Source organism: Aeromonas sp. Lyrl_2, from assembly GCF_051948815.1.
GTDB lineage: Bacteria > Pseudomonadota > Gammaproteobacteria > Enterobacterales > Aeromonadaceae > Aeromonas > Aeromonas veronii.
The window spans coordinates 1-10,702 of the sequence record NZ_JAYJLJ010000042.1 but is presented as its reverse complement, the minus strand read 5'-3'; the positions used below and the strand labels follow the sequence as shown (position 1 = coordinate 10,702).

10 protein-coding genes are annotated in these 10,702 nt (G+C 56.9%); 7 read left to right on the top strand and 3 right to left on the bottom strand.

Annotation, left to right across the window (positions count from 1 at the left end; genetic code table 11):
- Positions 1-66: 66 nt before the first annotated feature.
- The 3 genes from ahpF to VF684_RS20595 all read right to left on the bottom strand — a co-directional run bounded on the left by ahpF (position 67) and on the right by VF684_RS20595 (position 3,468).
- Complete coding sequence (gene ahpF / locus VF684_RS20605; protein ID WP_139441397.1) at positions 67-1,647, bottom strand: alkyl hydroperoxide reductase subunit F; 1,581 nt, start codon at positions 1,645-1,647, stop codon at positions 67-69.
- Between the two features lie 124 nt (positions 1,648-1,771).
- Entirely contained in the window at positions 1,772-2,338 is a 567-nt protein-coding gene (gene ahpC, locus VF684_RS20600; protein ID WP_005337335.1) for an alkyl hydroperoxide reductase subunit C, read from the bottom strand.
- 683 nt (positions 2,339-3,021) lie between these two features.
- Positions 3,022-3,468 (bottom strand): CBS domain-containing protein, encoded by a 447-nt coding sequence (locus VF684_RS20595; RefSeq protein WP_013723842.1) that lies wholly within the window; start codon positions 3,466-3,468, stop codon positions 3,022-3,024.
- Between the two features lie 212 nt (positions 3,469-3,680).
- Here VF684_RS20595 and queA point away from each other — a divergent pair, with 212 nt between their 5' ends.
- From queA to nlpI, 7 genes are all read left to right on the top strand, one after another.
- Positions 3,681-4,733 (top strand): tRNA preQ1(34) S-adenosylmethionine ribosyltransferase-isomerase QueA, encoded by a 1,053-nt coding sequence (queA, locus tag VF684_RS20590; RefSeq protein ID WP_005344678.1) that lies wholly within the window; start codon positions 3,681-3,683, stop codon positions 4,731-4,733.
- Positions 4,734-4,807: 74 nt separating this feature from the next.
- Entirely contained in the window at positions 4,808-5,944 is a 1,137-nt protein-coding gene (gene tgt, locus VF684_RS20585; RefSeq protein ID WP_005337329.1) for a tRNA guanosine(34) transglycosylase Tgt, read from the top strand.
- A gap of 52 nt (positions 5,945-5,996) precedes the next feature.
- Positions 5,997-6,332 carry a preprotein translocase subunit YajC gene (gene yajC / locus VF684_RS20580; RefSeq protein ID WP_005337327.1) on the top strand — a complete coding sequence of 112 codons (336 nt, stop codon included), beginning with the start codon at positions 5,997-5,999 and terminating at the stop codon, positions 6,330-6,332.
- Positions 6,333-6,350: 18 nt separating this feature from the next.
- On the top strand, positions 6,351-8,204 hold the full coding sequence (gene secD, locus VF684_RS20575) for a protein translocase subunit SecD (RefSeq protein WP_005337324.1): 1,854 nt from the start codon (positions 6,351-6,353) through the stop codon (positions 8,202-8,204).
- 10 nt (positions 8,205-8,214) lie between these two features.
- Positions 8,215-9,162: a protein translocase subunit SecF gene (gene secF, locus VF684_RS20570; protein WP_005337322.1), complete on the top strand. Its 948-nt coding sequence runs from the start codon at positions 8,215-8,217 to the stop codon at positions 9,160-9,162.
- 84 nt (positions 9,163-9,246) lie between these two features.
- Positions 9,247-9,615 (top strand): rhodanese-like domain-containing protein, encoded by a 369-nt coding sequence (locus VF684_RS20565; RefSeq protein ID WP_019446086.1) that lies wholly within the window; start codon positions 9,247-9,249, stop codon positions 9,613-9,615.
- Between the two features lie 90 nt (positions 9,616-9,705).
- Complete coding sequence (nlpI, locus tag VF684_RS20560) at positions 9,706-10,650, top strand: lipoprotein NlpI (protein ID WP_005351017.1); 945 nt, start codon at positions 9,706-9,708, stop codon at positions 10,648-10,650.
- Positions 10,651-10,702: the final 52 nt, after the last annotated feature.

Sequence of the window (10,702 nt, the reverse complement as noted above, 5' to 3'; positions counted from 1 at the left end):
AGATATAAAAAAGCCGACGCTCGTGTTTACTTCATCGGGCGTCGGCTTTTTGTTGCGCGGGGTTTATCAGACAGTCACAGCGTCAGCCTTGGTCGCTTCAGGAGCCGGGTTGCGGATGAGGTAATCAAACGCACCCAGTGCGGCGGTGGCGCCAGCACCCATGGAGATGATGATCTGCTTGAACGGTACCGTGGTGGCATCCCCTGCGGCGTAGACGCCGGGCAGGGAGGTCGCCCCTTTGGTATCAATCTCGATCTCGCCAAAGCGGGTCAGGGCAATCTCGCTCCCTTTCAGGAATTCGGTGTTCGGTACCAGGCCGATCTGGACGAAGATGCCAGCCACCGCCAGGTGTTTGATCTCGCCGGTGGTGCGATCTTCGTAGTCCATGCCGACTACCTTGCTGCCATCACCGATCACTTCGGTGGTGCGAGCGCTCATGATGATGTCGATGTTGGCCATGGAGCGAGCCTTCTTCTGCAGCACTTCATCGGCTCGCAGGGTGTCGGCGAACTCCACCACAGTCACATGCTCGACGATGCCAGCCAGATCGATGGCCGCCTCGATGCCGGAGTTACCACCACCGATCACCGCTACTCGCTTGCCCTTGAAGAAGGGGCCATCGCAGTGCGGGCAGTAGGCCACGCCCTTGGTGCGGTACTCGAGCTCACCCGGCACATTCAGATCACGCCAACGGGCACCGGTAGCCAGGATCACGGCGCGGCTCTTCAAGGTGGCGCCAGAGGCGAGATCCACGTTCACATACCCATCTTTGCTGATGGCGGCGGCACGCTGCTCGGTGATCACTTCCACGCCGTACTCTTTGACGTGCTGCTCCAGGCTGGCGGCCAGTTTAGGGCCTTCGGTATAGGGCACGGAGATAAAGTTCTCGATGCCGACGGTGTCCATCACCTGACCACCGAAACGTTCGGCAACGATGGCGGTGCGAATGCCTTTACGAGCGGCATAGATGGCCGCTGCGGCGCCAGCCGGGCCACCGCCCACGACCAGCACATCGTAGGGATCTTTCTCATTCAGCTCGGCGGCCTTGCGCTCGGCAGCGCCGGTGTCGAGTTTGGCGACGATCTCTTCGAGCGAAATACGGCCCTGGCTGAACGGTTGGCCGTTCAGGTAGACATTCGGTACCGCCATGATTTGACGCTCGGCGACCTCTTCCTGGAATAGGGCGCCGTCGATCATGGTGTGAGTGATGCCGGGGTTCAGGGTCGCCATCAGGTTGAGGGCCTGTACTACGTCCGGGCAGTTGTGGCAGGAGAGGGAGATATAGGTCTCGAAGTGGAACTCACCCTTGAGATTGCGGATCTGTTCCTGCACAGCCGCATCGGCCTTGGAGGGGTGGCCGCCGCTTTGCAGCAGGGCGAGCACCAGAGAGGTAAATTCATGACCCATGGGGATGCCGGCAAAGTGAACGCGCGGGGCTTGGCCCTGCGGCGCGACACTCATGGAAGGCTTGCGAGCGGCAGTGCCAGAGGTCTGGGTGATCTTGGGGGACATCTCGGCGATCTCGCTGGCCAGTGCCAGCAGCTCTGCAGATTTGTCGCTGTCGTTGCCGGACACGCTGATCTCGATGGGATTGACGATGTACTGCAGATAGGTGTTCAGCTGTTGTTTGAGGTTGGTATCCAACATCTTCGAATTCCTTCTTGTGATTGCGGGTCGGCGTGAGATGTAAGCCGGAAAGCAGACCGGCGCCTTTGCTTGGGGCCGGAAACAAAACCGGCCCTTATACGGGCCGGTCTTGGAAGCGGGAGGCTTAGATCTTGCCTACCAGGTCCAGGGACGGGGCCAGAGTGGCTTCGCCTTCTTTCCATTTAGCCGGGCACACTTCACCCGGGTGGGAGGCAACGTACTGGGCTGCTTTGACTTTGCGCAGCAGTTCCAGTGCGTCACGGCCGATGCCGCCAGCGTTGATCTCGACGATCTGGATGATGCCCTGCGGGTCAATTACGAAGGTACCGCGGTCAGCCAGACCAGCTTCTTCGATCATCACGCCGAAGTTGCGGGTGATGGTACCAGTCGGGTCACCAATCATCGGGTACTGGATCTTCTGAATGGTGTCAGAAGTGTCGTGCCATGCTTTGTGAGTGAAGTGGGTATCGGTAGAGACAGAGTAGATCTCAACGCCCAGCTTCTGGAATTCAGCGTAGTTGTCAGCCAGGTCGCCCAGCTCGGTCGGGCAAACGAAGGTGAAGTCAGCCGGGTAGAAGAAGACCACGGACCACTTGCCTTTCAGGTCAGCGTCAGACACCTGAACGAATTTGCCATTGTGGTAGGCGGTAGCATTGAACGGCTTGATTTCAGTGTTGATGTAGGTAGACATGTAATTGCTCCTTGGTGATGTACATATGCCGGTCTGGTGTTGAAGAGTCTTGCCAGACGAGGCGCTTAACTTTCTATGGATTCATCATAGGGGCTTCAGTTAATCGATAAAAGCCGCAATTTTGAATCGCTTAAATCTACTTATTAGATAGCTCACTATGGCTGTACCTAACATGAATATCTCTAGCCTACTGAGATAACTCCTTCTCATGGTTCAATATCTGTGCGCTACATCGCCTTTTCAAGACATGGGAAGATGTGTGCAGAGCCACGATGAGATAAACGGTGGAGCAAACAGGTGGTGCAGGAGGTTGAGGCCGCTGCTCGCAGCGATGGAGATGTGCTGACAAGGGGGAGAGCAGAAAACGCGGATAAAAAAATCCCGGCGCTATCGCAACGACAGGGCCGGGTCATCAAACAAGGAATGGCTATATAAACAAATGCTTTACAGCAAAGACTAACTACGGGGTGTGCAAACTTGCAGACATATGAGAGGAAGATAATGGGTGCACAATCCCTCGTCTCCCCCTCGGCAACTATTGCATGAGAGGGATGATAGTGTGACGCAGATCACAAGGCAAGCATTTGGTGTAATTTTTCAATCAAAATGAAAGTGTTTCATCATTTTAGCTTATTCTGACGGCTGAAAACGCTTTTATTGTAATTTAATTACAGGTCGATCTGTCAAAAGTCGGTAGGTGGTTCCTGCTCTTCCATCAACTCCAGCAGGTTGATGGCCACGGCAATAAAGTCCGACTCGGTGACAATGCCGATCAGCTTGCGTCCTTTGAGTACCGGCAGGCAGCCATATCTGTGGCGCTGCAGGTAGAGTGCTGCCTCCTTGATGCCGGCGTGAGGATCTACGCTCGCCACTTGCCGTGTCATGATCTCGTCGAGTTGCACGCTGTCGGTAAATTCGGCTTCCCGCTCCGGGCTGATGAGCAGCAGCTTGGATTCCCGGGTGGCCAGGATATCGGTGAGGGTTACCAACCCCAGCAGGTGGTGCTGCTCGTCGACGATGGGAATGTGGCGGATCCGCTCCTGCTGCATCAGGTCCATCGCCTGTTTGACACTGTTTGACGGACCCAGAGTGAAGGGATGTTCGGTCATGATTTCGGATAGGGTCATCATGGTGGGCCTCCTTATGTATCTGCTTTCACCCTAGCCCAGCGCCCATTGGCAAAACATGATCAGGGTCAATACAGAACATTAAAGAATCATTAACCGGAGGTGTGTCTCAATATTGCTCGCTACCCCTTGTCTCTCTTGGGTTTTTGGTCTTTTGGGTTGCCTTGGAAGATGGGGATAACTAGACTAGCCGCCGATTCCCCCCGAGGTGAAAGATGCAAGTATCCGATTTTCATTTTGATCTGCCAGACGAGCTGATTGCCCGCTATCCGATGGCAGAGCGTACCGCCAGCCGCCTGTTGCAGCTCGATGGTCAAACTGGCGCCCTGCGCCACGGTCAATTTGTGGATGTGCTGGATCAGCTCAATCCGGGTGACCTGCTGGTATTCAATAACACCCGTGTCATTCCGGCGCGCATGTTTGGCCAGAAGGCCAGCGGCGGCAAGCTGGAGGTACTGGTCGAGCGCATTCTGGACGAGCACAGCGTGCTGGCCCATGTCCGGGCCTCCAAGGCGCCCAAGCCCGGCACCCGGATGATCATGGATGGTGGTGTGGAGGCAGAGATGCGCGCCCGCCACGACGCTCTGTTCGAGATCCACTTCCTCGACCCGCGTCCGGTGCTGGAAATTTTGGAGGCCATCGGCCACATGCCGCTGCCCCCCTATATCGACCGTCCCGACGAGGATGCCGACAAGGAGCGCTACCAGACCGTTTACAATCAAAAGCCGGGCGCCGTCGCGGCGCCGACCGCCGGTCTGCACTTTGATGAGCCGCTGCTTGAGAAAATTCGGGCCAAAGGGGTTGAAACGGCCTTCGTCACCCTGCATGTAGGGGCGGGGACCTTCCAGCCGGTGCGGGTTGAGAAGATTGAAGATCACCATATGCACTCCGAGTATGCGGAAGTGCCGCAAGAGGTGGTAGATGCCATCGCGGCCACCCGTGCCCGTGGTGGTCGGGTGATTGCGGTAGGTACCACGTCGGTGCGTTCGCTGGAGAGCGCGGCCAAGGTCACCCTGGCACAGGGCAAACCGCTGGCGCCCTTCTTCAGTGACACCGATATCTTCATCTTCCCTGGCTATCAGTTCCAGATTGTCGATGCCATGGTCACCAACTTCCATCTGCCGGAGTCGACACTGATCATGCTGGTCAGCGCCTTCGCCGGTTATGACAACGTGATGGCAGCCTATCAGGCAGCCGTGGCCGGACAGTACCGTTTCTTCAGCTACGGGGACGCCATGTTCGTCACCCGTCGCCAGGTTGAAGCATAAGCTTCAGCTTATTTACCGGGCCGTGAGCGGCCCTCCTATTGTCAGACTGTTTATCTGACGCAGCCGAGGTAGCAATGAAATTTGAACTGAAAACCACCGACGGCCGTGCCCGTCGCGGTCAACTGGTCTTCGAACGTGGTGTGGTACAAACGCCGGCCTTTATGCCGGTCGGGACGTACGGCACCGTCAAGGGGATGACCCCGGAAGAAGTGCGTGAAACCGGCGCCCAGATCCTGCTGGGTAACACCTTCCACCTCTGGTTGCGTCCGGGACAGGAAGTGATGCGTGCCCACGGCGATCTGCATGACTTCATGAACTGGCAGGGCCCGATCCTGACCGACTCCGGTGGTTTCCAGGTGTTCAGCCTGGGCCATATTCGCAAGATCACCGAAGCGGGCGTCCACTTCCGTCACCCCATCAATGGCGAGAAGATCTTCCTAGACCCCGAGAAGTCCATGGAGATCCAGTACGATCTGGGCTCCGACATCGTGATGATCTTCGACGAGTGCACCCCTTACCCGGCCACTTATGAAGAAGCGCGCAAGTCCATGGAGATGTCCCTGCGCTGGGGCAAGCGCTCCCGCGACAAGTTTGATGCGCTGGGCAACAAGAACGCCCTGTTCGGCATCATTCAGGGCTCGGTCTACGAAGATCTGCGTGATGTCTCCCTCAAGGGGCTGCTGGAGATCGGTTTCGACGGTTATGCGGTCGGCGGTCTGGCCGTGGGTGAGCCCAAAGAGGACATGCACCGCATTCTCGAGCACGTTTGCCCTAAAATCCCGGCCGACAAGCCGCGCTACCTGATGGGGGTCGGCAAGCCGGAAGATCTGGTGGAAGGGGTGCGCCGTGGTATCGACATGTTCGACTGCGTCATGCCGACCCGCAACGCCCGCAACGGCCACCTGTTCACCACCGATGGTGTGGTGAAGATCCGCAACGCCCAACATCGCAACGACACCAGTACCCTGGATGCCGAGTGTGATTGCTACACCTGCAAGAACTACAGCCGCAGCTACCTGCACCATCTGGACAAGTGCAACGAGATCCTCGGTGCCCGTCTGAATACGATTCATAACCTGCGTTACTACCAGCGTGTGATGCAGGGTTTGCGGGACGCGATCGAGCAGGGTAAATTAGACGACTTTGTAACAGAGTTTTACCGTCGGCAAGGGAAGCCTGTGCCTCCGTTAGCTGAAAATGACGTTAAATAACAACAACATATAATTTTGTTTTTTTAAATCTACATCAATAAGAGGTTGTTAAATGAGCATTATCTCCAAGGCGTATGCAGAAGGCGCAGCACCGGGTGCACAGGGTGGTGGTATGGAAATGATCATCATGCTGGCCGTATTCGGCCTGATCTTCTACTTCATGATCTATCGTCCCCAGGCCAAGCGTGCCAAGGATCATCGCAATCTGATGAGTTCCTTGTCCAAGGGTGATGAAGTGCTCACTTCCGGTGGCCTGGTTGGCAAAATTGCCAAAGTGGCTGCAGACAGCGATTACCTGGTGATCGCCCTGAACGACCAGACTCAAGTCACCATCAAAAAGGACTTCGTCTCTGCCGTTCTGCCCAAGGGTTCTATCCAGTCCCTTTAATCTCCCAAGGAGCACAGCGTGTTGAATCGCTATCCGCTGTGGAAATACCTGATGGTGATCCTGGTGATCGCCATCGGTTTTCTATATGCAGCCCCCAATCTTTACGGCGAAGATCCGGCTTTGCAGGTTTCTGCCAGCCGTGGTGCCGAAGTCAAGCTAGATACTCTTGATCTGGTGAAAGAGACCCTTGAAGCGGCCAAGATCCCGGTCAAACATGCTGCATTCGAGCACGGTTTTATCCTGATCCGTTTCAAGAACACCGAAGACCAGCTGAAGGCGCGCGATATCGTTGCCAACAAGCTGGGCGACAACTTCATTACCGCACTCAACCTGGCACCTTCCACTCCCGCCTGGCTCGAAGCCATCGGTGCGGCGCCTCTGAAGCTGGGTCTTGATCTGCGCGGTGGTGTGCACTTCCTGATGGAAGTGGACATGGCCGAAGCACTGACCAAGCAGCAAGAGCAGATGGTGCAGGATTTCCGCTCCGAGCTGCGCACCCAGAAGATCCGTTACTCCGGCGTACGTCGGGTCGGAGATCAGGTGCAGGTGATCTTCCGTGACGAAGCCGATCAGGAACGCGCCGTTTCTCATCTGCGTCGTCAGAACCCTGATTTGACCTTCACTACCGAGCAGAAAGGGGATGAGTTCATCCTGCTGGCTGGTCTGAGCGAAGCCAAGATCAAGGAAGTGAAGAAGTACGCCCTCGAGCAGAACATCACCATCATCCGTAACCGGGTCAACGAACTGGGCGTGGCCGAGCCGCTGGTACAACAGCAAGGCGCCGAGCGCATTGTCGTTGAACTGCCCGGTATTCAGGATACCGCCCGCGCCAAGGAGATCCTGGGGGCAACCGCGACCCTGGAATTCCACATGGTCGATGAGACTGCCGACATCCAGGCTGCGGCCGATGGCCGTGTCCCGCCCAGCTCCAAGGTCTACAACGATCGCAATGGTCGTCCCGTGGTGCTGCAAAAGCGGGTGATCCTGACCGGTGACCACATCGTGGGTGCCCAGTCCGGTTTCGACGAGTACAGCCGTCCCCAGGTCAACATCAAGCTGGATGGCCAGGGTGGCAACAAGATGGCCAACTTTACCAAGGATAACGTCGGTAAAGGGATGGCGACCGTCTTCATCGAGTACAAGCCGGTCGGTCAACCGGGTCCGGATGGCAAGCGCAAGTTCCGCAAGCAGGAGGAGGTGATCAACGTCGCCACCATCCAGTCGCGTCTTGGCAGCCAGTTCCGTATCACCGGCATCGACAACGCCAACGAAGCCCACAACCTGGCGCTGTTGCTGCGTGCCGGTGCCCTGATCGCTCCGATCCAGATCGTGGAAGAGCGCACCATCGGTCCGAGCCTGGGTCAACAGAACATCGACAGCGGTATGGAAGCCATCGGCTGGGCCATGCTGGTGATCGTGCTGTTCATGGGGATCTACTACCGCGCGTTCGGCTGGGTTGCCAACCTGGCGCTCTGTATGAACCTGGTGTTGATTGTCGGCATCATGTCGATGATCCCGGGGGCCACCATGACATTGCCGGGTATCGCCGGTATCGTCCTGACGCTGGGTATGGCGGTGGATGCCAACGTACTGATCTACGAGCGTATTCGTGAAGAGATCCGCAACGGTCGCGGTGTTCAGCAAGCCATCCATCTGGGCTTTGATCGGGCATTCTCCACCATCGCCGACTCCAACGTGACCTCGCTGATCACCTGCGTGATCCTGTTCGGTATCGGTACTGGCGCCATCAAGGGCTTTGCCCTGACGCTGGGCATTGGTCTGACCGCCTCCATGTTTACTGCCATCACAGTTTCCCGTGCCATTATCAACCTGGCTTGGGGTGGACGGCGTATCGACAAGCTGCCCATCTGAGGATAGAGAGATGTTTCAGATTCTACATTTTGAAAAACCGATCCCGTTTATGCGCTATGCCAAGCCGGGTGTGGTTTTCTCTTCCGTGCTGATGGTGGTAGCCCTGTTCTTCCTGTTTGATCGGGGGCTGAACTGGGGTCTGGACTTTACCGGTGGTACCACCATCGAGGTGGGGTTCCAGCAGTCGGTGAGCCTGGACAAGATCCACGACGCTCTGGAAGAGCAGAAGATTGAAGGGGCAACCCTGCAACACTTTGGCTCCAGCCGTGACGTACTGTTCCGCCTGACCCCGAAAGAGGGGGTCAAGGTAGAACAACAGGGTAACGAAGTGCTGGCGGCGGCCAAGCAGCTCGACGAGGGCGCAGTGCTCAAACGCGTCGAGTTCGTCGGCCCTTCCGTGGGTGATGAACTGGCGACAGACGGTGCGCTGGCCATGCTGGCCTCCATCCTCTGTATCCTGGCCTACGTGGCAGTGCGTTTCGAATGGCGTCTGGCGCTGGGGGGCATTCTCTCCCTGGTGCACGACGTAGTGATCACGCTGGGTGTCTTTGCCTACTTCCAGTACGAGTTCGACCTGACCGTACTGGCGGCACTGATGACCCTGGTGGGTTACTCCCTGAACGATACTATCGTGGTGTTCGACCGCTTGCGGGAGAACTTCCGCAAGGTGCGTAAAGGGGATACCGAATACATTCTGGATCTCTCCATGACCGAGACCCTGAGTCGTACCATCATCACCTCCGGCCTCACCTTTATCGTGGTGCTGGCGCTGCTGCTCAAGGGCGGTGCGCTGATCCACGGTTTTGCCGTGGCCATGGTGATCGGTGTGGCGTTCGGTACCTACTCCTCCATCTATGTGGCGAGTGCGTTTGCCATGTTCCTCGGCGTCAAGCGCGAGCACATGCTGCCCACCCAGGTAGAGAAAGAGGGTGCGGACCAACAGGAAATCCTGCCGTAACAGTGAAGAGCGCCTCATGGCGCTCTTTTCTTATCTCTGCGTGTCGTTTGCTGACGCACATGATTTAAACAACAGGAGTTTGTCATGCATCACAATCCCCGTTTTTTGGCGCTGGTTGACGGGATCCGCTCCCGCATCACCGAAACCGATGTTCACCAGATCAAGCGCTGGCAGGATGAAGGGCGCACGTTTCACCTAATCGACGTGCGGGAAGAGAGCGAGTGGGCCAAAGGCCATCTGCCCGGTGCCCGATACCTGGGTCGTGGCGTGATTGAGCGGGATATCGAGACCCAGTTCCCGGATCTCGAGACCGAGCTCTACCTCTATTGTGGTGGTGGTTTTCGCTCCATTCTGGCTGCGGACAACCTGCAACAGATGGGTTATCGCAAGGTGATCAGCGTCGACGGCGGCTTTCGCGGTTGGTGCGATGCCGGATACCCTGTCGAATCCTGATTTATTTGAGGTAGAGGGGCACAGCTACATGACAAAGCGGCAGTTGACCTTTACCATATGCGGGGTCAAGCGTAAGCGTCGGAGTGTTCATTGAACGTCAGGAAAGGGATTGGATACCTCCTCGGTATCCTGTTGTTGCTTCCCATGTGGGGTTGCAGCAGTAGCAGTCAGGTTAACACCCCCAAGGTTCCCAAGCCGCAGCCTGCTTCACTGGTGTTGGCGACCCCCCTGCAGGTCTCCTACCAGAGTGAGCTGGCGCTCGCCCGACTCGGGCAGATGCTCAGTGAAATGGAACTGACCACCGAGCAACGGGCAGAGTTGTTCTATGAGCGTGCCGTGGTGTTTGATCGGGTTGGTCTGCGTTCCCTCGCGCGGCTCGATTTCAACCGTGCCCTGCGGGAGAAACCGGATTTCGCCGAAGCCTACAACTTCATCGGCGTCTATCTGGTACAGCAGCAGAATTACGACGAAGCCTATGATGCGTTCGATTCCGCCCTCGAACTGGCGCCGGACTATGACTATGCCTATCTCAACCGTGGCATCGCCCTCTATTACGGCAACCGTCCCGAACTGGCTGCGGCCGATATGAAGCGTTTCTACGAGGCGCAGCCGGAAGACCCCTATCGGGTGATCTGGCTCTATCTGGCCGAGCAGAAACTCGACCCGTCGGCCGCCATGAGCCGGATGCGCGAGCGTCTCAACAAGTACGATGACGATGCCTGGAACTGGGATCTGGTTCGCCTCTATACCGGCGAGATCAACGCTTCCCAGCTGATGGGCAACGTGGTGAAAGGGGTGAAGGATAACCGGGAGCTTGCCGAGCGCCTGTGTGAAACCTACTTCTATCTGGGCAAGTTCGAGCTGGGCAAAGGCAACCGCAAGGAGGCCATCAGTTACTTCAAGCTGGCCTTATCCAACAACGTCTATGACTTCATCGAGCACCGCTATGCGCTGCTGGAACTGGAGTTGATGGCACGCAAACCCTTGCCGCCAGGTGCCCAGAGCGCTCGTAACAAGGGTGATCAGCCCTCCTGATCTACTGCCAGATAGTGGTAAAAAAGGCCTCGCGATGAGGCCTTTTTGTTGG